This window comes from Cohnella sp. WQ 127256 (assembly GCF_024519285.1).
Classification (GTDB): Bacteria; Bacillota; Bacilli; order Paenibacillales; family Paenibacillaceae; genus Cohnella.
Window position 1 is genome coordinate 289,684 of the sequence record NZ_JAMZCY010000002.1, and the last position, 24,911, is coordinate 314,594.

Genomic DNA, 24,911 nt, shown 5'->3' on the forward strand with positions numbered 1-24,911 from the left:
CACCACCAACCGCTGTCTCACTAGGCGGTTTTTTTGTTTTGCCAATGACCCGTGTTTTATCCCCCCTACCTGAATAATGTCACCTATGGAGATAGCTTCATCCCCTGTATCTTTAGTTTACAAGAGCGTGAGACATCTAGAGAGAAAGGGGAGAAGCGGAAATGTCAGAAACAGAATATGTATTAGAGCTTAAAGGCATCACCAAAATATTCCCTGGGGTCAAGGCCCTGGATGACGTCTATTTCAAATTGAAGCCCGGCGAGATTCACGCTTTGATGGGCGAGAACGGTGCAGGTAAATCGACCTTCATCAAGGTGATCACCGGCGTTCATTCTCCTGAGGAAGGCGAGATGGTTTTGAACGGACGGAAGGTGCAGTTTAACCATCCGACCGATGCCCAGAAGGCGGGAATCGCCGCTATATATCAGCACGTCACCTGCTATCCAGATTTAAGTGTGACGGAAAATATTTTCATGGGTCATGAGAAAATTCAACGGGGAACAAATCGCATTCTATGGAACGAAATGCATAAGGAAGCGGACACCCTTCTACAGCAATTGGGGGCGGGCTTCAGCCCGAAAACCTTGATGGGCGCACTGAGTGTAGCCGAGCAGCAAATTGTGGAAATTGCCAAGGCGCTTTCTGTTGATGCGAAAATCATCATCATGGATGAGCCGACGGCTGCCCTTACGAAGAACGAGAGCGAAGAGCTATACCGGATTACAGAGCGGCTGCGTGATCGTGGAACGTCTATTATTTTCATCTCTCACCGGTTCGAGGATATGTACAGATTAGCAAGTAAAGTTACCGTGTTCCGAGATGCCAAATATATCGGGACCTGGAACGTAGATGAAATCTCAAATTCAGATTTAATTATAGCTATGGTCGGACGTGAAATCTCGCAGCTGTTCCCTAAGAAAGAAGCAGTAATTGGAGAGGAGCTTCTTCGTGTGGAGGGGATTGGAAAGACAGGGTATTTCGCCGATGTTTCTTTCTCTCTTCGCAGGGGAGAGATTCTAGGACTCACTGGTCTTGTTGGAGCAGGAAGGACAGAGGTGTGCCAAACGCTGTTCGGCATCGAACAATATGACAAAGGGACTGTTATTTTCAAAGGGAAGGTGCTTAAGGTCAAGACCCCCCGAGAGGCTATGCGGCTGGGAATTGGCTACTTGCCGGAGGATCGGCAGAAGCAGGGCCTGGTGCTCCAATGGGAGATTGGCCGCAATATCACATTACCTACGTTAAGCAAATTTGCAAACAAAGGGATCGTTAATTCCCGCAAGGAGCTCGACATCGCGAAACGGTTAGCTGAGAAGGTTAGCGTTAAAGCCAAGAGCGTGTTTGACTTGGTTAGCTCCTTATCGGGAGGTAATCAGCAGAAAGTTGTATTTGCCAAGCTGTTGACGGCAGAGCTCGATGTGCTCATCTTGGATGAACCAACCAAAGGCGTAGACGTTGGAGCGAAATCGGCGATCTACGAGATGATCAGTGATCTGGCTTGTTCGGGATATGGCATCATTCTCGTCTCATCAGAAATGCCGGAAATTATCGGGATGTGCGATAGGGTGGCTGTTATGCGGGAAGGTCGTGTGACGGCGATGTTGGATCGACAAGGTTTGACGCAGGAGGCCATTCTGGAAGCGTCGATGGATGATGGAGCGAGTGCGCCAAATACAGACGGTAAAAGGTGGGCGGGAGCATGAAACAGACAACAACGGAGTCCGCCGTATTGCAAGGGTCACAGATTAGCCAAGACAAACAGAAGCAATCAGCAAGCGCGATGATCGCAAAATTCAGAGAGCTTGGCTTGTTAGCGTTCATCGTTTTGCTTTCCATTGGTGTGCAGATCCGTAACCCGAGCTTCCTAACTTGGGAAAATATTAACGATATTGCAACGAATACGGCAATCCTCAGCATTCTAGCGGTTGGGATGATGCTAGTCATCATTACAAGAGGAATCGATCTTTCCATAGGGGCTACCTTGGCTCTATCTGGAATGATCGCTGCGTTGACGGTGAGCCATTATCCGGACTTACACCCCTTACTAGCGATTGCAGTAGGTGTGGGTATCGGATTGGTATGCGGAATAGTGCTCGGCTTCCTAGTTGCGTGGGTTAATATTTTACCGATCATTGCCACTCTAGGAATGATGAACGTATTTCGTGGGTTAACTTTCGAGACAAGTGGAGGAAAATGGGTTAGCGCGCATCAGATGCCGGCCAGCTTTAAGGGAATCGCTACAGGATCATTATTTGGAATTAACAACCTTATCCTCATTGCCATTGTGATCTACATTGTTGCTTATTACTTTATTAGCCACACTCGCACCGGCAGAAGGATATACGCTGTCGGGAGCAATCCAGATTCGGCGGAAATTAGCGGAATCCGGACAGGTAGAGTTTTGTGGCTTGTATACACGATTATGGGCGGCTTGTCTGGGCTCGCTGGTGTCCTATGGGTATCCAAATTTGCTTCGGCTCAAGGAGACACCGCATCCGGTTACGAGCTCAGTGTTATCGCTGCATGTGTACTTGGTGGCGTTAGTATTGCTGGTGGAGTCGGCAAAATCTCCGGCATCGTGCTGGGTGCGATCCTGCTCGGAATTTTGAATAATGCGCTACCGATGATTAACGTTTCACCGTTCTGGCAGATGTTTATCCAAGGAACGATCATCCTCATAGCCGTGCTGGTCAATGCTCTGGTCAAGCGGGGAATCGACCGCAATCATCTGATGAGGAGGAAAATATAAGCCATGAAACCAAGGTTGTTAGAGAACAAGAAGGATTTTACGCTAAAGGACTTTTTCCTCCAATGGGAATGGCTGCTGGTCGTCCTGATTATGGCTGTGTTCATTATGAACACGAACTTGTCTGAATATTTTCTGGACTACGATAACTTAAGGGACGCAACGATGGGTTTCCTTGATAAAGCATTCATGGTGCTGCCAATGGTGTTCATCATTCTCATGGGAGATATCGATATTTCTGTTGGGTCGATCGTGGCCTTGTCGTCTGTTATTATGGGGGATTTGTATAACCACGGTATGCCGATGGAATGGGCTATGGTTGTGTGTTTGGCAGTCGGAGCGCTGTGTGGATGGATTAACGGACTACTCATCGTCAAGTTCAAGGAATTGTCCGCAGTTATCGTAACCTTGGCGACAATGATCATCTATCGCGGAATTGCTTATATCATTCTGGAAGACCAGGCTTCAGGTAAATTTCCGGAATGGTTCAAGTTTCTTGGGTGGGATTATGTGGGCAACATTCCTTTCATTCTGATTACCTTTGCAGTGTTCGCCGTCGCTTTCGGATTTCTACTTCATAAGACTACGTTCGGAAGAAGGGTATATGCGATTGGCAACAATGCAACCGCAAGCCGCTACTCCGGGGTTCAGGTCGATAGAATTAAGATTATCGTATTTACTCTCGCCGGATTGATGGCTGCTGTTACTGCGATATTCCTGACTTCGAGAATGGGAAGCACGCGGCCGAACATTGCAACAGGCTACGAGCTGGAAGTCATAGCTATGGTTGTACTTGGAGGGATTAGCACCGCTGGAGGTAAAGGAAGAATGATCGGGGCTATCCTAGCGGTGTTCTTGATCGGCTTCCTGCGTTATGGGTTGGGTCTTGTAAATGTATCTGCCCAAATGCTGCTTATCATCTTGGGACTGCTGCTCATTTTCTCCGTGGCGATTCCTCAGCTTAAGCTTCGCTTCACCACAGGACGTAAGGCCTGAATCGTGTTACATGACAGTCTCTAGACTGTTTTGTATAGATAAACCACAGATGAAAAGGGAGGAAATGAAATTGAAAAAGATTTTAATCACTTGTCTGACGGCCGTATTACTGATGACGTTAGTCTCAGCTTGCGGAGGCAAAAACTCCAATAACGATGCAAGTCCAGCGGCATCCAAAAGCTCTGATGCAGGTTCTGCGGATGCGGGTGGTAAGAAGAAGTTCGCTATTATTTTCAAAAATACAGGTAACCCGTACGGCGAGAAGGAAATGGAAGGCTACAAGAAAGCGATTGAAGAGCTTGGCTATGAAGCGATTCTGAAAGCACCAGATCAACCGACTGCTGAAGCTCAAATTACGATGATCGATGAGCTAATCTCACAGAAGGTTAATGCAATCGCTATGGTAGGTAATGACCCAGATGCCCTGCAGCCTGCTCTGGAAAAAGCGATGAAAGCCGGAATCAAAGTACTTTCCTTAGACTCCGCGGTTAACGCGAAGAGCCGTCTAGTGCATATTAACCAAGCGGATCCGGAGCGCATCGGTCGTACACTGATCCAAGGTGTCGTCGAAATGATTGGCGGATCGGGTGAAATTGCAATCCTGAGTGCGACTTCCCAAGCGACAAACCAGAATCTATGGATCGAGTGGATGAAGAAAGAATTAGAAGATCCGAAGTACAAAGACGTTAAGTTGGTCAAAGTCGCTTATGGCGACGATCTTCGTGACAAGAGCGTATCCGAAGCAGAAGCTCTGCTGAAATCCTATCCGAATCTTAAAGGAATTATTGCTCCGACAACTGTCGGAATCGCGGCGGCAGGTAAAGTGTTAACGGACAAAGGACTCAAAGGAAAAGTACAATTGACTGGGCTAGGACTGCCGAGCGAGATGGCAGAATACATCGAAAGTGGTATTTGTCCTTGGATGTACCTGTGGAATCCGATTGACGTTGGTTACTTGGCGGGTTATGTTGCTGATGCTCTAGTTAATGGATCGATCACAGGTAAAGTAGGAGACAAAGTAACTGCGGGCACTATTGGGGAGCGAGAAGTTATTCAAGACGGCGAAGGCACGCAAATCATGCTCGGTGACCCGTTCAAATTCGACGCTTCTAACATCGCAGAGTGGAAATCTGTATATTAAGAGTATTCATTTATTAATAGTAAGAACAAAGAAGGAGAGACCAGCCCTGTGCTGTTCTCTCCTTCTTTGTTGTAGCCATCTTGGATATAGCACGCTCTAGCGTGACTATACATTCACACAAATGCCTAATAATACTTAGAATCTATTATATTGTGAGGATAAACATTTGATATTATAGTGTTTACACCTTATCCTTAGGTAAATATAACCAAAAATCACATCAAGAAGCTTGGGAGAATGCATCATGGGAATGAACAAAGCTGGAAATGGATTTAGATTTAGCATAAGGAATAAATTACTAATTGTTTGTTCTGTTCTTCTCATCGTTCCGATCGTAGTATTCGGTGGGGTGATCTATCAGGTAACAAAAACCGAGACAACCGCTCTGATTGAAAGTGGATTGAAAAACAATGTGAAGATGGCCAGCGAAATGCTGACTTCACTTGAGAAATCGGTGCAGAACGGATCGCTGACAAAGGAAGCAGCTCAGGAACAACTGCGTATCATTCTTCTGGGGGAAAAAGAGGCCGACAATACTCGTCCGATAAATCAAGCTTTTGACTTGGGAGAAAGCGGGTACTTTTATGTCCTGGATGAGAAGGGGACATTATTAGCACATCCACAGCTCGAAGGCCAAAACATTTGGGATAAAAAGACTTCCAACGGGATTTATTACATACAGGAAGTTGTGAAAGCTGCACAAAACGGAGGTGGCTCCACTTATTACGATTGGCCGCTCCCCGACAGTACCAAAGAAGCGCGTAAGATTGTATATGCGGAGCTTTCATCCGATTGGGGATGGGTCATTGCAGCCGGTTCCTATATGCAGGACTACAACGGTGGGCAACGTAATATTCTGTTAACGATGGTCATTACTTTGGGGATTTGCTTAACAGTCGGAATGGTTGTTCTGACCCTCTTTGCCCTTCATATTTCGAAGCCAGTCGTTCGGATCTCGGAGCAAGCGCGGCGAATGGCGGAAGGTGACTTGAGTGGTAATCAGATGGTTACCGTCACCGGTAAGGATGAGATTGGACAGTTAGCTGCGTCGTTTAACAGTCTATCTCACAATCTCCGGGAGCTCGTTGGTAACCAGCACCTTAGTGCGAGTGCGCTTGCTGCTTCTTCAAATAATCTATCGATTATTATCGGGGAGACGGTACAAGCGGTTCATCAGTCCTCCGAATCTTTAGCGGAGTTGGCTGTCAATAACGAAACACAAGCAAGCAGCATCGAAGAGACTTCGAGGGCGATGGAAGAGATGACGGGCGGTATTGACCGGATTGCGACTTCAGCGACAACGACCTTCGAAGCATCCGCTGCAACTTTGCAAGAAACGGAGACAGGGAATGAATTAATTGTCCAGTCATCGGAGCAGATGGCTAGTGTTAGTCTCACAGTAAGTGATCTAAGCGCGGTTATTAATCAGCTGGGCGCTCGTTCTCATCAGATCGGAGACATTGTCGTAGCCATCAGAGAAATCTCCTCGCAGACGAACCTGTTGGCACTGAATGCTTCCATTGAAGCAGCCAGAGCGGGAGAACACGGTAAAGGCTTTGCTGTCGTAGCGGGTGAAATCCGCAAGCTTGCAGAGCGTTCTGATGAGTCTGCCGTACAAGTGGCTGAACTTATTCAAACAATTGTTGATGATATTGCTCATGCAGGTAATGCTATGGCTAAAGGTGAAATGGAAGTACTAGCAAGTACAGAATCGATCCATAAGACAGGTGAGGCATTAGAGAAGATTCTTAATGCAACTCGTAGCGTTGTCAGTCAGGCAGAGGAAGCTTCTGCGGCAGCTGAGCAAATGTCGGCGAGCGCGCAGGAAATCTCGGCTGCGTTGCAACAGATGGAGAACGTATCCTCGAATTCAGCTGAAGCAGCAAGTAGCATCTCAGCCGTATCAGAAGAGCAGCTAGCATCTTTAGAGGAAATTTCAGCTTCCGCCCAGAGTTTAAGTCAGATGTCCGACAATATGAAGCAGCTGTTGAATAAATTCAAGATATAATTGAGGTTTGCAAAGGATAGAGCTAACATTTACAATCAATTCAACTGACAATCATGTATCAGCTTGAAGGGAGTACCTCTATAGTGGAGTCCGCTTTAATCGGCAGTATCATATCGGCCATGGCTACAGTACTCGGAGCTGCTCCTATATTTTTTATAAAGAAGCTGTCTGAGAAATGGAAGGATATTCTTATTGCCTTTACGGCTGGGATCATGGTATCCGCGTCAACCTTCGGATTAATGCCGCAGGCGATTAATGAATCTGGTATTATTGGTCTAACTTTTGGCATTATTGTTGGTATTTTAGTTCTAGATTTAATTGAGAAAAATATACCGCATATCGACGTAGAGAACGACAGCCGCATCAGTTCCTTTGATTCCAAATCCTTGCTTGTTATTATTGCTCTATTCATACATAACATCCCTGAGGGCTTGAGTACGGGATTTAGTTATGCAAGCCAGAATGAAGGCCTTGGTCCCATGGTTGCGATCTCAATCGGTGCTCAGAATATGCCGGAAGGTCTTGTTCTCGCGATCTTCTTAATTAATTCTAAAGTGAGTAAGCTGAAATCCTTTGCTATTGTTTTCTTGACGGGATTAGTGGAAGCTGTCTCGGCGATCGTTGGGTATCTTACAGCAAGCAGTATTCAGGGCTTGATTGGTTTCGGTTTAGCTTTCGCGGCAGGTGCGATGCTGTTCATCGCTTACAAGGAGTTAATCCCGGAAAGCCACGGTCATGGCTATGAACGCCCTTCTACTTATTCGTTTATTTTCGGGCTATTGATCATGGTTTATATTAGTCATTGGTTTGGATGAAATAGCTGACCTCTGTCATAAGTGGAGAAAGGATCTCTCGGGATCGTATAAGGAAATCAAGCTAAGGGGAAAATACCCCCAACTCGTAAGATGTCGAAGGTGATGAGGGTGATTTGATGGAGGAGCTTAAGTTTGTCAAGGAAACTCGTTGTTTCAAGGTTTCCAGAGTTTTTCCGACAGACGTGAATAATCATAATACGTTGTTTGGTGGTAAGCTGATGTCTTATATTGATGACATCGCCTCAATCTCCGCCTCCAAGCTATGCCGAGTCACATCTGTTACAGCATCTACGGATTCTGTTGATTTCCTCTATCCGATCCGACCTACCGATTCCGTATCGTTAGAATCATTCGTTACATGGACAGGGCGTAGCTCTATGGAGGTTTTCGTAAAAGTCATTCGAGAGGATTTAAGAAGTGGAGAGCGGAAAATCGCGGCAACTTCATTTCTGACTTTTGTTGCTTTGGATGACGAGAATAAGAAGATCTCTGTGCCGCAAATTGTACCTGAGACGGAAGAAGAACAGAAGTTGTTCGAAACAGCGGAGCATAGAATGGAAATGCGAAAGCACCGCAGAGAAGAAAGTAAGAAATTCGCAGATTATCTGCTTACGCAATATCCATGGGAATAAAGTGAAATTGAATATGGGGTTGTCCCAAGAGGTCTGTAGAGACCAAGGGGACAGCCCCATTTTCTGTTCGAATCAAATCGTGGTATAGGTTTAAGGCACTCGATACTTGTCCATTCTAGTAAAGAAATCTAGTCTACTAGAATGGGTGATTATGATGCTCTTATTAGGATTAGCCGGATTATTGACTTCTATAGCCTGCGCGACAACCGTCGGTACAGGACTACGTTCTGACATAGGTAAAGTATTAGGAACCGTGGTTGCGGCAATTGGAATTACATTAGGCTACACTGTCGGTACAGTCGTTTACAGTACAAATACAACTGTGCTTCTGGCAGCTTCTATTGGCATTATAACAGGATCGATCACTGTGATTGTAGGCAATATAGCGGTCCGAAGGTTGATTAAGAACGCTAAGATAGAGAGAAACTTCTAATCCATTCGTTACCGATTCAGAAAGTAAAAAATTCGCTATCCTTGCCCGATCATATCCCGCCGTAGTGTAAAGAGATCCTTCAGCTCGTCCGTCGACAGCTCAGTTATCCAACCTTCGGACGAGGAGATCACATTCTCGCTTAGCTGCTGTTTGCTCTCCAGCATTTCATCAATGCGTTCCTCCAGCGTACCCAAAGAGATGAATTTGTGTACCTGTACATCGCGTGTTTGTCCCATGCGGTAAGCGCGGTCTGTCGCTTGGTTCTCGACAGCCGGATTCCACCAGCGGTCGAAGTGAAAGACGTGATTCGCTGCAGTAAGGTTAAGACCCACTCCCCCGGCTTTAAGGGAAAGAATAAATACGTTTGGTTGCTCGGGAGTCGGGGGCTGTTGCTCTGATTGAAACGACTCGATCATACGGTCCCGAGCGGCTTTGGAAGTACTGCCGTTCAAGTAAAGAACGGGCTCTTGAAGCTCCTTTGCAAGCACCTGCTTCAACATATTCCCCATACCAATATACTGTGTAAAGATCAGGCAGCGTTCGCCTTCTGCTCGTAACTCTTTGACCATATCGAGTAGCCGCTCCAGCTTGGATGAACGGCTGATGATTGTTTCGGTATCGAGTGACTGGCCATCTATAGGTGACACTGTAGTAGCATCTTCGTTACTCCCGATTCCCGGCAATGCTTCCTTCGTCAATAGAACCGGATGGTCGCACAGCTGCTTTAATTGAGTAAGCGCAGCGAGTATTGCCCCCTTGCGTTCGATCCCCTCTAGCTTTTGCATTTTCTCCAGCAGATTGTTAACGGTTTGCTCGTAGAGAGCACCTTGCTCAGCAGTTAAATGGATATAGGTTTTCATCTCATTCTTGTCTGGCAGATCTAACTGGATGGCAGGATCCTTCTTCTTGCGACGCAGCATGAAGGGCTTAATTAATTTCTGGAGATCCACAGTGCGCTGATCATCCTTGTCTTTCTCGATCGCAACGGCGAACTGGCTATTAAATTCGCGCGAGCTACCGAGATAGCCTGGATTGATATAGTCGTACAGTGACCATAGCTCCGAGAGTCGATTCTCTATAGGAGTTCCAGTGAGGGCGATCCGGTGCTTCGCGGGAATACTTTTTACGACTGATGATTGCTTCGTTTGGGCATTTTTAATGTTCTGTGCTTCATCAAGGCTCAAGGAGGTCCAAGTCAGACCCTGTAGAGTTTCCTGATCGAGCGAGCAGGTTGCGTAGGAGGTCAGCACGACATCAGCCTGTTTGGCTTCCTCGATGAAGGACTCCCCGCTGAGACGTTTGCTTCCGTAATGCAACATGACCTTCAAGGAAGGTGCAAAACGGCTGATTTCCTTCTGCCAATTGCCCAAAACAGAGGTCGGGCAAATGATCAGGGAAGGGAGCTTGCCGGCTTCGGAGTTTGCAGGCCCATTCTCTTGGATATGCAGCAAGTAAGCGATCAGCTGTACCGTTTTTCCAAGTCCCATGTCGTCCGCGAGACAAGCGCCAAGGCCAAAACGGCGAAGGAAGGAAAGCCATGCATACCCTTCCTGCTGATACGTGCGAAGCTCAGCCCTGAGTCCGGATGGTACCGCTAGCTTTGGTTGTCCTGTTTGTTGATTGAGCTGGCCAATCAGCTTGATGAGATGCTCGTTAAGCTCGACTTCGAGTCTAATCCGCTCTTCCTGCTCTGCTTTCTCCTCAGCCGAGTGGTTACCCTCTCCATCCGTAATGGCACCTTCTCCACCGAGAAGGTGGAGCTGAAGCACGTCCTGAAAAGATAATCCTTGCCCCTTGTCCACGGATGCCATTGCCTTGCGGATCTGAGCGAGCAAAGCAGGATCAAGCTGGACCCATTCTCCGCGGAACCGAACTAGGCGGACATTACGTGCGACCAATTCAGCAAATTCCGCTTCGGACAAGTCAATTTCACCGATGGCAATCCGCCAATTAAAATCGATAATGGAATCGAGACCGAACAGGGATTCGCTCGAACGACTTCCTTCACCCGAGCTAACTTTAGCACGTAGTCGGGGTTTCTTCCGGCTGGCTGCTTCCCACCAAGCGGGGAGAAGCACTTGCCATCCGGCTTCTAGTAAGCGTTGGCTGTCCACAGTTAAGAATCTCCATGCAGCTTCGTCATCCAGCGGCTCTGCAAAAATATCGTCACGTGCCCCGTTGAATCGATCCTCGGGCAAGCTAGCGCGTAGTCTATCCAGCCAGCTTGCTGAGCGCGACCTAACATGCTCAGTCCAAACACTTGGCCATGAGCCTAGTACTTCGCCGAAAGCGGTCATCCGAATAGGAGAGATGCCTGAGGCATCTCGTTTATCCTGGAGGACCAGCTGTATCCGCCAAGTTGACTCTTCTCCATCGGGCTCTAGAAGCTGTAAGGCAGGTCGGAAAGGGGCATTGTCAGATTTCCAGCCCACTGTAACGAGCCATTGTTGCTCATCCATCCCCGTATCGACCGTATTTTTTCTAGAAAACAATAGGGGATACTCTCTTCTCAAATCTGCAGCTGCCGTTTCCGTGCCATAATGCTGTTGAAAAACTGCGGCTGAGAAGGCCAGGCTTAACCCGTTAATAAAATCAGTATTTTCCTCGTTTGAGCTTAATGCAGTAAGTTCATCTAACTCAGCTATGTCCACATCCCACATCCATTGCAGCTTACCGGATTGGAAAGCAGTGTAGCTAGGGATGTACTGCTTTTCATGCAAACATGTAGCAAGATAAGGGGCGAACTTAATTAATTGCTCCGCAAGGTCATCCCATACCCATTCAATGTGTTGGAGGAGCTTTAACTCGGCGAAGAAAGGGATCACCATCTCGGCAGGAAGAATAACGATGTCTAGCCCTTCCATATTGCGGGTTTCCAGCTCAGTCCCATAGAAGGATGGCTCGTGCCAAGCGAATAAGGCTTGTTTGAGGGAAACTCCGGTTGCAAAGTCGCTTTCATTATAATAACCATAGAATACGGCTTCCCCATGGCCACCAAGGAGGACTCGTATGTGTATCTTTTCTGCGTAGTTGCTTATTGTCATGGTACTAGCTTCCCTTTCCGAAGCTCCTCTTGCAACGCACGAAGCCGACTGTTGCGGCTGATGAACGAAGAGAGGAAGAGCTCCCAACGAGGCTCCTGCTTCAGTTTTTTGTACAATTTAGCGAGCCTTTTCAATAGTTTCACTGCTGATTTATAGTTGTCCCTATTTTTCAAAAGCACATATCGTTCAACGGCCTGATGATAGAAGGGGAGCAGCACCTCAGGTGCATTTTTCTCTAAAGGCTGCAGCTCTGTGACGCGAAAATCCAATGGATCGCTATCCATACTAAGATGGTAATCCATCCAGCGCTCCCATTTTCCGTTCACCAGTAGCTTTTCCTCGTAGAGGGCTCGAGAATGAGGGAGTAAGGAGACTAGAGTATCCCACATCTGCTGTTCGGCATCCGGTACATGCTGAACGGCTAGATCCCAGTATTCCGAATAAGGGCGAATGTTGGTGTTCCGGCGCAGATTAAACAGAGGGGCAATTTTGCTGAGCCAAGCGACTAAACGCGTCCATTGCTTATTCTGTGAGAGATAATCCAAGAAAAATAATAAATAACCCGCTGCATTGTCGGACTTATACTGAGCAGCATCGAGGTGGTTCCAAGCCTCTTGATCATCAGATTGATACAAGTACATACTCGCTTGAGCTAATCTACAAGCAAATGGAGAAAGAGATGAGCCCGATTCATCGGCTGTCGTCTCCAACAGTTGAAGCTCATCTGTAAAGAGGAGTTCATTAGAATTCGTTGGACATATCCAGTGGCTCCAAACACTTAGATAATGGGATAGAAAATAATGATTTTCGTTGGCTTCCACCAGCATCTCTGTGCGTAAGTGGGTCAAGGTTTGATTAGTTAAACGAGAGTTAGCCTCGTCCTCTGCCAGAGAAGTTAACTGTATTAAGCTTTGTACAATCGTCTCTTGAAGATCAGAGGCAGCATGATGGATATGGAAGGCAAGATAGGAATAAACATATCCAGACTGGTCCTTGGGTTGTTTCGTTAGCTTCGATAGGACAAATAGTTGAGCATGCAGGGAATAGAACTGATCGATAACAGTAGGTAATGAAGGCTTTATTCGGAAAATAGCTTCCAAGGCGTCATGGACGAACTGCGTATTCCTTGAGCTCTGTGTTAATTTCAGAGTACAAAGCTCGAACAGCTCATGCCACTCCATAATGCTCATAGTCGGAATTAGCTGGGATTGTTCTCGAAGCAATGCCTCGTTCTCAGCTGCTTTCTTGGCCTCAAGCTGTTTGGCCTGATTATAGGTGCTGGCGTAGGAAGCAGGCTTAGTGGGTGTTGGCTTTAATTGAGCGGTTGTCTTAGCGTTCACAAGCGTGTGAACGGAGCGATTGTGCAGGTCTGCAAATTTAAGGATTGCAGCAAATATATGCTTGCAAGCGCCACTAACCGGACAATTACAACGATTTGCAGTGAAGAGGTCAAGATTGATCTCTACTTGGTAGATTTCATTCCCTTCTACGGTCGCTTTCACAACTCGTTCGGAGGGAATCGTAAGCTTAATGACACGGCCTTGCTTATAGTATTGGAAGCCCCGGCTAAGGGTAACATCTCCAAAGTTATCGGCTACATCTTGGACGAGCATATTCCATTGATAATCATCTAATTCATAAGTAGGTATCATCCACAAAACTCCTGAGAGATTAGATCTATATTTAATGACTTAATTATATCATGATCCAGTATGTGCGGCAGTTTTTGTTCCAATGCAGTACGTGTCTCGGAATTATATTTTCTTCCATTTCAACATGATATAATAAACAAAGACGCCAATACGGAAGCACCGATGGAGCGCGGCATTTGCCAACTATCCATACGGGAGAGTGAAGGTATTGGGTGTAAATCGGTTAAAACCAAAAAATGATTTTGTGTTTGGGTGTCTGTTTGGAGAGAGCCTCTGAGGATAGTTTGAAGGCGTTGCTGAATGCGATCTTAAGGCAAGATGGTTTGAATCCGATCGTGAAATTAAAGGTGATCGAGAACAAGCAGCTTAAGAAGGACATGCTAAGTGACAAGACCGGTCGACTTGATATTCGTGCTGAATTGGCCAGCGGCGAACAGATTAACATTGAAATGCAGATGATCAATCAAAATAATAGGGTAAAGCGGACATTGTTTTATCTGGCTAAGCTGTTCACGGCTTCTATTAAGTCGGGAGAACCTTACGAGAAGCTAAGGAAGACCATCACAATTAATTTACTAAACTTTGAATTGTTTCCGTATGAAAGATTTCATAGCACCTATCACTTTTACGAGGATCATGACAAGAATGTAATCCTAACGGATGCACTTGAAGTTCATTTTATCGAATTTCCGAAATTTGAACGTTCTAAGCAAGATATCACTATCGCTTTGCACAGGTGGTTGCTGTTCATGGATGAAAAGCTACCTGAGGAACAATTAAAGGAGCTGATGATTATGGATCCTATGATCGGGAAAACAGAAGAACATCTCGAATTATTAAGTGGCAATGACTATGTTCGCGAGCTGGCAGAGGCGAGGGAGAATGCCCTTAGGGACTGGAATTCTTCCATATCGGGTAGCAGAGCAGAAGGCAGAGCTCAAGGGAAAGCTGAAGGAAGAGTAGAAGGAAAATCGGAAATGGTCTTAAAGCTGTTAGCTAAAGGGTTGGATGTTTCGGTGATTTCTGAAGTAAGCGGAATGTCTGTAGCAGAAATTATGCGACTGGCCGAGTCCAAGATGATGGATCAATGACAGTAAAAGCTTAGAGGAATAAACCCGATAGCCCAAAGAACCCCCTCACAGGTCGCATGATGCGTCTCGTTAGGGGGTTCTTTCATTGCTCAGCAACTAGGGGCTTAGTGTGGTGATCGAATGCATTTCAGCATGGGTTCCACGAGTATGATTTGTCCTCGTCGCATGGTTACTTTTTTTAGTATACGCCTTCGTTAAGAATTGTGAAGTGTTCCCTATGCTTGTCATAATCGGTTTCTCTGCACGTAAGGATCAGCCGCGTACCGTCCTCCTCATGACTCATCGAGTGAATATGGGCATTCTCGTTAAAGTAAGATACAAGCCTGCCCTGGTCGTAAGGGATCAAAATCTCATATTCCTTGTAATCTGTGAAAATACGTTCACTAATTAATTGAACGAGTTCCTCGATTCCGCTGCTCCTATGGGCGGATAGATAGAGGATGTTATCTTCGACCCTCGGGTACAATTGGTCCGTCTTTAAGTCCGCCTTATTGTATACGTACAAAGAAGGGATCTCACCGGCTCCCAACTCGTGCAAGGTTTCATTCGTGACCTCGATTCGTTTACCCTCTTCGGGATCGGAACAGTCCACCACATGAAGGAGCAGATCAGCCTCCGTGACTTCCTCCAGAGTGGATCGGAACGCTTTTATGAGATGGTGGGGCAATTGGCTAATGAAGCCAACTGTGTCAGCCAAAAGGAACGTTTTGCGATCAGGCAACTGAATGCTTCTTACGGAAGTTTCCAGCGTAGCGAATAGCATATCTTTGGCCAGAACTTCTTTCCCCGATCCTGGTGTATATTTCTGAATCAGAGCATTCATAAGGCTCGATTTGCCGGCATTCGTGTAGCCGACCAGACAAACGACAGGAACCTCATTCTTACTCCTCTGCTTGCGCTGGATTTGTCGTCGGGAGACAAGCTTCTCCAGGTCCGCTTGCAATGCTGCAATCCGGTCCTCGATTCTTCTTCGGTCGAGCTCCAGCTTCGTTTCTCCCGAACCTTTGTTACTAAGACCGGAGCCGCCACCGCCACCTTGACGCCCGAGCGATTCCCGAAGACCGATTAAGCGAGGCAGCATATACTGCAGCCGGGCTACCTCAACTTGAAGCTTGGCTTCCCGTGTCTTAGCCCGGCTCCCGAATATATCTAGGATTAAGATCGTGCGGTCGATTACCCTGCAATCGAGTTTAGCCTCTAGGTTGCGAATCTGGGAAGGGGACAGTTCGTCATTGAAGATAGCGACGGTGGCATTACTCTCAGCCATTACCTCTTGTAATTCTTTGATTTTTCCGCTTCCCATGTAGAGGGAAGGGTTTACCCGCTCGGCTTTCTGAGTGAGCTCGCCTACGACCTCAAGCTCACACGCGTCCGCGAGGCTACGTAGTTCTTCCATGGCGCTTGGGAAGTCGGGACGATTATTCAGTTGTACTCCAACGGTTACCGCTTTATCTCTCAATTGTTCCATCAATTTCTCATCCTCCAAGGGTTTAAATACAAATAAAAACACAGGCAGTGCTCTGCCTGTGTGGTCATTAACCAGTAGAGGATATCGGGAAAAAGCGCAAGCCAACGAAGTAAATCGATGCTTGCAGATCAGACCTATTCCTTGGGTGTAACAACCGGAGAATACCCGAAATTGAATAACGGGATTGCTCCCGCCATCCATCATCCATTTCAAGCTTAGCCGCTCATTAACCGATATAAAGGGTTCATAGGACAGACCTATCCTGAGTCCTCCGCCCACAGGCAGAGCCTTAAGCGCTATTCAATTAGCTGCGCAAGGATCTAACTCGGATGTAGTCTATCACACGTAACCCTCCATTCCTTTAAGTAAGGGTAGTGTAACATAGGACAGGCTTTCGGGTAAAGTTGAAGCAGTAGTCGTTAAGAGGGATAAATCGCTGGATGTGTGTTTACCTTAGAGGCAATTCGAAACCCGTACTTAACCAATCCCGTATTAAATGAGATAATAGACTACAGTTCGACTCTACGTATCATAATGAAAGGAAGTTCGATGTGAATAAATCTAAAAACCGATCTCTTTTGATGGGAATCGGTGTGTTCTTATTAGCGAAGTTCAAATGGGCTTTCGCACTGTTGAAGTGGACCAAGTTCGGAGGCACTTTCATCACGATGATGGTGAGCTTGGGGGCATATGCAGCTATTTACGGCTGGAAGTTTGGAGTCGCGCTTGTTTACTTGATTTTTGTTCATGAGATGGGACATCTAGTCGCAGCCAAACGCAAAGACATTGCGACTTCTCCGGCTTTCTTTATACCGTTCGTAGGTGCGCTCATTTCCATGAAGGAGCGACCTAAAGATGCAGCAACTGAAGCTTATCTAGCCTATGGTGGTCCTTTGGCGGGGCTGATTTCTTTCTTGCCTGCCGTAGTCTTATACGAGATGACTGAAGAACCGTTCTGGGCGTTGGTCGTTTTTATGGGGGCAATGATTAATCTCTTTAACCTCATTCCTGTTTCCCCGCTTGATGGTGGACGAATCGTATCGGTACTTTCCACGAAAATTTGGTTTGTCGGCTTGCTAATACTTGGCGCATACTCGGTCTTCTCTTCTAGTCCCTTGATCATTCTCATTCTCATCATCGGTATCTTTAGCTGGTGGAATCGCGCTAGGGAGGATTACAGAAATTCGGTGCTCTCTTACGAACAACAAAAATTGATCGAATACCGAGATGCGATCAGACAATGGCCTAGGCTTATGAGCACGTGGGAGCTCAAGCAATCTCTGTTAGCCCAAGCTAATGATGCGTCGCAAACGGAAGCGAGCACGCGTAAACGGCCTATCCCTTTCCTGCATGATGATGAACGGCTTGCCCGTGATCAAGCTCGGATAGATCGGCAATATGCGAATCTTACTCTTGCTTTGATCCAAGAGTGGGAGCACCAGCCTGTACAATATGAGGATATGGATCCTTCTCGCCCGATTCCTTCGACGTTATTAATGGAGGCGGAGGCAAAAGCTGACGAAAGAATCAACCAGCTAGAGGAAGAGCTTCAGCATACTCGTTCGTACTACAAAGCCCCAGCCTCTGTGAAATGGAAGGTGCTAATCGCGTACCTTGTTCTGGCGGGCGTATTGTCATTGTTCATGGTATATGGTCATCGCATTATGGAGCTTTATAGATAGATGAAAGCCATAGAAAAGGCGCTTCTCCTTAGTTGGAGTAAGCGCCTTTTGTTGTGAGGATCGGATGGGCCGACCTTATATATTAATCGGAGCGTTTGTTCAGCATATCCTTAACCGATCTCCACTCTGCAAGATGCTTTTCTAAGTCTTCGATTAGGGTATCTACGTCCTGAACGAATTGCTCTCTCTCAACACCTTCAAGGATGGGTAAGTCTTTGGGTGAGAGAGGACTAGGAGCGGGAAGAGTGGAGAACAATAGGTTGAGCATGCTTTCAATGAAGCTCTCGGAATCCTGCTCGGTGGATTGTTCATCCGGACTACGTTCCACGGATTGAATCAAGGCTCCCAAGCTTATCGCAGGTGTTGTCGTACCCTCCCTAGCCTCATTCCCATCTTCTAGCTCGTTATGTAATTCCGGTCTGAAAGCACTCCTTAAATCAAGGCTAAGTTCCTTTGGCTCGGGCTTCTCCTTAATGACTTCTTCTTTAGGTTCTGCGCTCTTTGCCCGCTCCTTCTTGTTGTGCTCGAACGTAGACCAGGTTTCTAGCAGCTGCGGCCCCGTCTTGAACAACAGCTTTCCTTTCGTACTGTCCGTGATTTCTTTGTCTTTGAATAAGCGCGCAATCCGTTTGACATCAGGGACAGGCATCTCGTCTTGAGCCATAATTAGTGCTAGTGAATCGCGATACTCCATCGACAAGTCCTTAAGAGGCATTAATTGATCCTCGGTGAGCTTGTCTTTGCGAATTTCTGTACCATATACAATGAGTGAGCGAACGGTCTGGCTAAATTTAAGTAAGTCTAATTTGTTCTTAATATAAGCTTCCGGTTTTCCGAGCTTACTAGATAGGTACTTGATCGAGCTACTGAATTTCGAATCGGTTAGAAGCTTATTGAACGCCTCCGCCTCTTCAATCGGAGAGAAGCCTTGACGCGTTAAATTTTCGGCGATTTGCTCTAGGTATATTTCCATTTCGTCCGTAACGTTGGACACAATACATGGGATGGTCGGTAGTTTCAGTGCCGTGCAGGCTTTGTACCGTCTATTCCCATAAATAATGGTGTACCGGCCACTATTCATCGTTCTTACTTTAATGGGAGATAGCAAACCTAGCTCTTCAATACTGTTCATTAATTCTTGAAGAGCCTCTTCGTCAAACTGATATCTCGGTTGATCTTTATCTTCATCAATTAAATGCGTGGGAATTTGTATGATGTCCATGCGTGGTCTCCTATCGTTATTTTCGTTAAAGGATGCGCCAATGGGAACATATGTATTATATAACAGGGTTTGCTTCATGGGAACAAAGGTTTGTTAAGCAGATTGGCGTTAGGGGCGGACAAAGGCAGTAATATACTTATTGCTGTTTGAATTCTAGTTATAATATGATAGGGGGATGTTAAGCTAAGGTCAAGAGCTAGAAAGGTGTAATGAAATGAATCAACATCATGGAAAGCTAGCAATCGATGCACAGGATACAAAGAAAGCAAGCGTTGTATGGTTAATTATCCTACTGGGATCGCTTTCTGCCTTTGGGCCCTTATCGCTTGACTTATATTTGCCGGCATTACCCAAGCTGGCTGAGAATTTGCATACCAGCTCCTCATACGCCCAGTTGAGCTTAACGGCATGTATGATTGGATTGTCGGTAGGACAACTATTTGCAGGCTCCTTTAGCGATTTTTATGGACGTCGCCTGCCCCTGTTGATTGGTCTTCTCGTATACGCTGTTTCTTCTATTCTTTGTGCGTTTAGCCCATCAATCGGTGTGTTAGTACTGCTACGATTTATACAGGGATTAGCGGGCTCTGCAGGTATTGTCATCTCTAGAGCCGTGGTGCGGGACATGTATTCCGGGCCGGAATTGACGAAGTTTTTCGCGATGCTAATGCTCGTTAATGGTGCAGCTCCTATCTTCTCTCCGGTCCTTGGTGGACAACTGTTAAAGGTGACTCCGTGGGAAGGATTGTTTGTTGTTTTGGCGGGATGGGGTGTGCTGACTTTGCTCGCAGTATGGTTTGGTTTGCCGGAAACTTTGCCTGCTAATAAGCGAATGACCGGTGGACTTCGTGAAACATTCTCGACTTTTCGACGCCTTCTTAAGGACCGTTCCTTCATGGGGTATGGACTAGCTCAAGCTTTCGTTTCCGCAGCTATGTTCGCTTACATTGCAGGCTCACCTTTCGTCTTGCAAAATATATACGGCGTATCCCCACAGATGTTTAGCGTATTTTTTGCGATTAACGGAATAGGCATCATTATCGCAGGTCAATTGACGGGACGACTTGCTAGTAGAGTCGGAGAAAAGAAGCTATTCCTTAGCGGAGTTGTTATAGCTTCCATAAGCGGGAGCTTGCTGCTGGTGATGATTATAATGTCGGCAGGGTTAGCTGCTATCCTCGTTCCGCTATTTTTCGTTATTTCTAGCGTCGGTATTGTGAGTACGACGGGCTTTTCATTAGCAATGCGTAATCAGGGGCATACGGCAGGAAGCGCGTCCGCTTTACTTGGACTTCTTTCCTTCTTGTTCGGGGGCGCTTTGGCTCCGATCGTGGGAATCGCGGGGAGTGCGAATGCACTGCCGATGGGTATCATTATTGCAGCGACGGACATTGCCGCTTTGGTCTGTTATTGGGTAATGATAAGGAATAAGCGAACTTGATCGGATAATACGTTAAGACACGGGATTATTTAAGGAGGACTTATGGAACATCAGGCGATATTGGCTCTTGCCGTCTTTCTGTTAACCTATGCCATGATTATCGCGGAGAAAGTGCATAGAACGATTGTCGCCATGCTAGGTGGGCTTCTTGTTGTCGTACTTGGTATTGTAGATGTGGAATCAGCGATAACACATCACATTGATTTCAACACGCTAGGACTCCTTATCGGTATGATGATCATCGTTGGCGTAACGGCTAAGACAGGGCTGTTCAGTTATATTGCAATCGTTGCCGCGAAAAAGGCAAAAGGGGAGCCGATTAGGATTCTGGTGGCGTTAGCAGTCGTTACGGCTGTGGCTTCGGCATTCCTAGACAATGTAACAACGGTATTGCTCATTGTGCCAGTGACGTTCAGTATCACGAGGCAGCTACGTGTTAATCCGTTTCCTTTCTTATTTACACAAATATTAGCTTCTAATATCGGGGGTACGGCTACCTTAATTGGTGACCCTCCGAATATCATGATTGGAAGTGCGGTTAAAGAGCTTACCTTTATGGCATTCATCGATAATATGGCGCCAATTGTTATCGTTATCATGGCGGTTCATATTCCACTATTCGTACTTCTATTCCGCAAGAAGCTTCGTACCTCAGAGGAGTACAAACGAGGAATTATGGAAATGAATGAACGCGAGCTGATTTCCGATCGTCCGATGCTGCGGAAGTGTTTGATTATTCTTGGCTTAACGATTGCAGGCTTCTTCCTTCATCAATCTTTGCATGTAGAATCTTCAGTGGTGGCACTTACCGGCGCATTTCTCCTGTTATTGCTAGCCGGAGAGCATGCCATGGAGGAAGCCTTCACTCGTGTGGAATGGACAACGATCTTCTTCTTCGTGGGTTTGTTTACACTGGTAGGTTCTTTGGTAGATACCGGTATTATTAGTGACCTAGCTGTTAAAGCTATTGATCTAACGGGTGGAAATCTCACGGCGACAGCCATGCTTATTTTATGGATGAGTGCGATTGCCTCTGCATTTATGGACAATATTCCTTTCGTAGCAACGATGATTCCTCTCATTCAGGAAATGGGCAACATGGGCATCGACAATCTCCAGCCGTTATGGTGGAGTCTTGCTCTCGGGGCTTGCCTTGGAGGGAACGGAACATTAATCGGAGCGAGTGCAAACTTAATCACGGCTGGCTTGGCCGCTAAGGAAGGGCATCCGATTACATTCATTAAGTTCTTAAAATATGCATTTCCGCTAATGCTGCTCTCCATCATGATTTCAAGTGTTTATGTTTACTTGAGATATTTGTTGTAGCGGCAGTTATCCATTTCATAATAGGCTGTCCCAAAAAAATAACTATACTTTTAAAAAATGGAAGTGTCGAGCAACAATTGACCAAAATACGAAATGGGTGGTACAGGAATGACTCCCTGGACCACCCATTTCTCCCTTTAAAATTCGCTATTATTTTCTGAAACGACTCCGACACGCGGGAGCCCTTTTTGCTTGATTCCGCAAGCTAGTCTTGAATTGGTTAGGAGAAAAGAGGTAAGGTTAGTTATACAAGAGCTAAAAGCTAAATAATAGACAAGCTAGATCAATAAGCCAACCTAATTATAGAGGGAGAATACAATGACAATACAATCTCAGGAAGATATTGAGCAATTAATGAAGATAGGTCGAATTGTCGCCACTACAATTGAGGAAATGAAGAGAAGCGCTAGACCGGGTATGACAACAAGGGAGCTAGATCTCATTGGGAAGGAAGTTCTGGACCGAAACGGAGCTACCTCAGCTCCGATGAAGGACGTTGATTTTCCAGGCTACACTTGCATCAGTATTAATGAGGAGGTGGCTCATGGCATTCCCGGAAGCCGCATCTTGAAAGCTGGTGATCTCATTAACGTTGACGTATCAGCCGAGCTAAACGGATATTATGCGGATGCAGGGCAGTCATTCCAGATTGCACCGATCGCGACCGAATTGTCCAGCTTATGCCATTATACTCATGCAACGATGATGAAGGTGATCTCAAACCTGAAAGCTGGCGTGAAGCTGAATCAAGTCGGTAAAATCATTCAAACGGAAGCAAGAAAAGGCGGATATCGTGTAATTGAAAATCTATGCAGCCATGGAGTCGGAAAAGGGCTGCATGAGGAGCCTTTTGAGATACTCCCTTATTTCGATGCACGGGAAAAACGGATATTGAAGGCGGGCCAAGTCATCACAATTGAGCCTTTCTTATCTACGGGTGCTAATCACGTTGTGCAGCAGGCAGATGGGTGGACTCTGACTGTGCCCGATCGTAGCCGCGTTGCGCAATTCGAGCATACGATAATCATTACGAATAATAAGCCCATTATTGTGACCGCATGCTAATTACTAATTAGATTGATCGGCTTTAGTCTTCCATAAGAAAGAGGTAAAGAATAGATGGCTAAACAGAAATATTACGTCGTTTGGGTAGGCAGAAAACCCGGTGTTTACGTGAATTGGGCAGAATGCCAAGAACAAATCAATAAGTTCGATGAAGCTAAGTTTAAGTCTTACGAGACGAAGGCTGCGGCGGATTTAGCTTATAAAGAAGGCTGGAAGAAGCATTGGGGAAGTGGGAAGAAGACAAGCACCAGTGGAAGCTTCAAGCCTAAATCTACAGGCATAGAGACGACTGAGGAAATCGACTACAACAGCATTTCTGTGGACGTCGGTACAAGTGGAAATCCGGGTCCTGTCGAATATAAAGGTGTGGATACGCAAACGGGCGAGGTTATTTTTTCAGTGGGGCCTATTGCCAAGGGGACGAACAATCTAGGAGAGTTTCTGGCGATTGTTCACGGTTTAGCTCATTTACAGAAAATAGGGAGTAACAAAACCGTGTACAGCGATTCGGTTAACGCGTTGAAATGGGTCAAGCAGAAGGGGGTATCCTCGACGCTTGTGAAGGACGAATCTACTAAGGAGATATGGGAGTTAGTTGATCGTGCAGTCCTTTGGCTTAAGAGTAATACCTATTCAAATAAGGTAGTGAAGTGGCAAACTAAACAGTGGGGCGAGATTAAAGCCGACTACGGACGCAAATAGATTCTAATGTGTAATGTTAGCTCATTTACCTGACGAAAGCCTTCGAACCAGTAAGCAAACTGGTTCGAAGGCTTTTTTTGACTCGTTTTCGGAGCTAACCTCCTCTATTTGTATGTGGTTGAACTGCTATTTTTTACAAACTATACCATCGGGGTTAATCTGACGGAAATACATCAGTTTTATAGTAGTGAAAGGTGGAAAACAACAGGAATAATGAGACACTCCACACATAACCACATGGGAGGAAAGAGAAATGTTGAAAAATGGGTTAAAGAAACAACTTGTCGTGGGGCTCATTCTTACCTTGCTTGTCGTGTTGCTAGCTGCTTGTGGGGGTGGCAAAAATAATAATGCTGCTGAGAACTCTGGTGCTCCAGAGCTATCACTCATCGAGATTGAAAAGAAGGCAAAGGAAGAAGGCACTGTTGTCAGCGTGGGGATGCCGGATTCTTGGGCGAACTGGAAAGATACGTGGACGGATATGCAAACGAAATACGGGATCGCTCATACGGACACAGATATGTCGAGTGCTGAGGAAATCGCTAAGTTCGAAGCTGAGAAGGAAAAACCGACTGCGGATATCGGCGATGTAGGAATCGCGTTTGGCCCAGTGGCTATTGCTAAAGGTGTTACTCAGCCGTACAAAACGTCTTATTGGGATGAAATTCCGGATTGGGCGAAGGATAAGGACGGACATTGGGTTATCGGGTATCAAGGGACAATCGCGTTCCTGACGAATACGAAGCTCGTATCCAACCCACCTAAGAGCTGGGACGATCTGAAGAACGGTAAATATAAAATCGTCGTAGGTGATGTCACGAAGGCTGCCCAAGCACAAATGGCTGTGCTGGCTGCAGCAATTGCGTTTGGTGGAGATGAGTCCAATATCGAGCCTGGTCTAGCTTTCTTCGAGGATCTGGCGAAGAACGGACGTCTTGCTAACGTAGAAGCCTCACTGGCTAATATCGAAAAAGGCGAAGTAGAAGTGACTTTGCTGTGGGACTTTAATGCCCTTAATTATAGTGATCAACTAAACAAGGAGCAGTATGCTGTAGCGGTTCCGAAGGAAGGTAGTGTCGTCAGCGGCTATGCGACGATCATTAACAAGTACGCTCCGCACCCTAACGCGGGTAAGCTCGCCAGAGAATATATTCTGAGCGATGCAGGACAAGTCAACCTGGCCAAAGGCTACGCAAGACCGATCCGCGATAGCGTTAAGCTTCCGGATGATGTAGCTGCGAAGCTGCTTCCGAAGGAAGAATATGCGAATGCGAAGCCAGTTAAAGATTATAAGGTTTGGGAAGAAACAGCGAAGAGCATCCCTGAGCAGTGGCAAGAGCGTGTTCTCGTTCATATCAACTAATTCATCGATCTATCAGCTGGAAGCAACAATGGAGCGCCTTCGTCCGCACGTCGAAGGCGCCCGTTTTATTCCATCCTAGGAGAG

19 protein-coding genes are annotated in these 24,911 nt (G+C 46.3%); 15 read left to right on the forward strand and 4 right to left on the reverse strand.

Translation table 11 applies throughout. The features are described from left to right. Window positions 1–161: 161 nt before the first annotated feature. From M1K58_RS09415 to M1K58_RS09450, 8 genes are all read left to right on the forward strand, one after another. Window positions 162–1,703, forward strand: coding sequence for a sugar ABC transporter ATP-binding protein (locus tag M1K58_RS09415; RefSeq protein WP_256758555.1), 1,542 nt, complete (start codon window positions 162–164; stop codon window positions 1,701–1,703). After that, window positions 1,700–2,749: an ABC transporter permease gene (locus M1K58_RS09420; protein ID WP_256758556.1), complete on the forward strand. Its 1,050-nt coding sequence runs from the start codon at window positions 1,700–1,702 to the stop codon at window positions 2,747–2,749. The genes M1K58_RS09415 and M1K58_RS09420 overlap by 4 nt, the downstream gene beginning before the upstream one ends. A gap of 3 nt (window positions 2,750–2,752) precedes the next feature. Continuing rightward, the gene (locus tag M1K58_RS09425) at window positions 2,753–3,742 is read left to right on the forward strand and encodes an ABC transporter permease (protein WP_256758557.1); all 990 of its coding nucleotides are present in this window, start codon (window positions 2,753–2,755) and stop codon (window positions 3,740–3,742) included. Window positions 3,743–3,806: 64 nt separating this feature from the next. After that, window positions 3,807–4,883: a rhamnose ABC transporter substrate-binding protein gene (gene rhaS, locus M1K58_RS09430; protein ID WP_256758558.1), complete on the forward strand. Its 1,077-nt coding sequence runs from the start codon at window positions 3,807–3,809 to the stop codon at window positions 4,881–4,883. Window positions 4,884–5,127: 244 nt separating this feature from the next. Next, a complete protein-coding gene (locus tag M1K58_RS09435) occupies window positions 5,128–6,891 on the forward strand; it encodes a methyl-accepting chemotaxis protein (protein ID WP_256758559.1) in 1,764 nt (587 codons plus the stop codon). A gap of 83 nt (window positions 6,892–6,974) precedes the next feature. Continuing rightward, window positions 6,975–7,706: a ZIP family metal transporter gene (locus tag M1K58_RS09440; RefSeq protein WP_256758560.1), complete on the forward strand. Its 732-nt coding sequence runs from the start codon at window positions 6,975–6,977 to the stop codon at window positions 7,704–7,706. A gap of 116 nt (window positions 7,707–7,822) precedes the next feature. Further along, a complete protein-coding gene (locus M1K58_RS09445; RefSeq protein WP_256758561.1) occupies window positions 7,823–8,338 on the forward strand; it encodes an acyl-CoA thioesterase in 516 nt (171 codons plus the stop codon). 151 nt (window positions 8,339–8,489) lie between these two features. After that, window positions 8,490–8,771: a hypothetical protein gene (locus M1K58_RS09450; protein WP_256758562.1), complete on the forward strand. Its 282-nt coding sequence runs from the start codon at window positions 8,490–8,492 to the stop codon at window positions 8,769–8,771. A gap of 35 nt (window positions 8,772–8,806) precedes the next feature. Here the strand turns inward: M1K58_RS09450 and M1K58_RS09455 are convergent, their stop codons facing one another. Next, the gene (locus M1K58_RS09455) at window positions 8,807–11,809 is read right to left on the reverse strand and encodes a DEAD/DEAH box helicase (RefSeq protein WP_256758738.1); all 3,003 of its coding nucleotides are present in this window, start codon (window positions 11,807–11,809) and stop codon (window positions 8,807–8,809) included. A 2-nt stretch (window positions 11,810–11,811) separates the two neighbouring features. Then, the gene (locus tag M1K58_RS09460; protein ID WP_256758563.1) at window positions 11,812–13,467 is read right to left on the reverse strand and encodes an SWIM zinc finger family protein; all 1,656 of its coding nucleotides are present in this window, start codon (window positions 13,465–13,467) and stop codon (window positions 11,812–11,814) included. Window positions 13,468–13,727: 260 nt separating this feature from the next. Between M1K58_RS09460 and M1K58_RS09465 the strand changes: the two genes are divergently transcribed. Next, window positions 13,728–14,558: an Rpn family recombination-promoting nuclease/putative transposase gene (locus M1K58_RS09465; protein ID WP_256758564.1), complete on the forward strand. Its 831-nt coding sequence runs from the start codon at window positions 13,728–13,730 to the stop codon at window positions 14,556–14,558. A 178-nt stretch (window positions 14,559–14,736) separates the two neighbouring features. Here the strand turns inward: M1K58_RS09465 and hflX are convergent, their stop codons facing one another. After that, window positions 14,737–16,026 (reverse strand): GTPase HflX, encoded by a 1,290-nt coding sequence (hflX, locus tag M1K58_RS09470; RefSeq protein WP_256758739.1) that lies wholly within the window; start codon window positions 16,024–16,026, stop codon window positions 14,737–14,739. 581 nt (window positions 16,027–16,607) lie between these two features. Here hflX and M1K58_RS09475 point away from each other — a divergent pair. Beyond that, window positions 16,608–17,708, forward strand: coding sequence for a site-2 protease family protein (locus M1K58_RS09475; protein WP_256758740.1), 1,101 nt, complete (start codon window positions 16,608–16,610; stop codon window positions 17,706–17,708). A gap of 82 nt (window positions 17,709–17,790) precedes the next feature. Here M1K58_RS09475 and M1K58_RS09480 read toward each other — a convergent pair whose 3' ends face one another. Then, entirely contained in the window at window positions 17,791–18,930 is a 1,140-nt protein-coding gene (locus M1K58_RS09480) for a ParB/RepB/Spo0J family partition protein (RefSeq protein ID WP_256758566.1), read from the reverse strand. Between the two features lie 214 nt (window positions 18,931–19,144). On the opposite strand from M1K58_RS09480, the gene M1K58_RS09485 reads away from it, so the two are divergent. The 5 genes from M1K58_RS09485 (at window position 19,145) to M1K58_RS09505 (ending at window position 24,827) form a co-directional block, all read left to right on the forward strand. Next, window positions 19,145–20,371: a multidrug effflux MFS transporter gene (locus M1K58_RS09485; protein WP_256758567.1), complete on the forward strand. Its 1,227-nt coding sequence runs from the start codon at window positions 19,145–19,147 to the stop codon at window positions 20,369–20,371. A 42-nt stretch (window positions 20,372–20,413) separates the two neighbouring features. After that, window positions 20,414–21,697, forward strand: a complete 1,284-nt coding sequence (locus M1K58_RS09490) for an ArsB/NhaD family transporter (protein ID WP_256758568.1) — start codon at window positions 20,414–20,416, stop codon at window positions 21,695–21,697. A gap of 318 nt (window positions 21,698–22,015) precedes the next feature. Continuing rightward, the gene (gene map / locus M1K58_RS09495) at window positions 22,016–22,762 is read left to right on the forward strand and encodes a type I methionyl aminopeptidase (RefSeq protein ID WP_256758569.1); all 747 of its coding nucleotides are present in this window, start codon (window positions 22,016–22,018) and stop codon (window positions 22,760–22,762) included. A 54-nt stretch (window positions 22,763–22,816) separates the two neighbouring features. Further along, complete coding sequence (rnhA, locus tag M1K58_RS09500; protein ID WP_256758570.1) at window positions 22,817–23,464, forward strand: ribonuclease H; 648 nt, start codon at window positions 22,817–22,819, stop codon at window positions 23,462–23,464. Window positions 23,465–23,717: 253 nt separating this feature from the next. Beyond that, window positions 23,718–24,827 (forward strand): ABC transporter substrate-binding protein, encoded by a 1,110-nt coding sequence (locus tag M1K58_RS09505; RefSeq protein ID WP_256758571.1) that lies wholly within the window; start codon window positions 23,718–23,720, stop codon window positions 24,825–24,827. Window positions 24,828–24,911: the final 84 nt, after the last annotated feature.